At 50.1% G+C, this 363-nt stretch carries 1 protein-coding gene; it reads left to right on the top strand.

Translation table 11 applies throughout. From position 1 onward, the window contains the following. Positions 1–363 (top strand): hypothetical protein (locus tag D9O48_RS18850; protein ID WP_158624945.1); only part of this gene is annotated, 363 nt, incomplete at both ends.

Here is a 363-nt window from a genome sequence, read left to right on the forward strand (position 1 = left end):
TACCAGTGGATCATCCATTAGTTTTGAACAACACCTGGCCAATGCAAGAGCCACCACGGGTGCTTATCCCTTTGCGGCTGCACCGGGCAGTGGGTGGGAATCGCTGAGTAAAACGGGTTATGATAACTATACGGGTATGCCGGAAGCGTCATTTTTAGGAAGCGGTTTTACGACTACCTGGAATCACCGTTTATTGCCCCAAAGCACGAGCGTGTATCCCTATGCGGTAACGCCGGTACAATCGCTGCAAACCAAAGGGCTGGTGACCTGGCAACAGGTGCGGGTACTGGGCACGAACCAATGGATCAGTTCGGTGAATATCTACGATGACAAAGGCCGTTTAATACAGGTGAAAAGTAAAAA

This window comes from Gynurincola endophyticus, assembly GCF_003991195.1.
Classification (GTDB): domain Bacteria; phylum Bacteroidota; class Bacteroidia; order Chitinophagales; family Chitinophagaceae; genus Gynurincola; species Gynurincola endophyticus.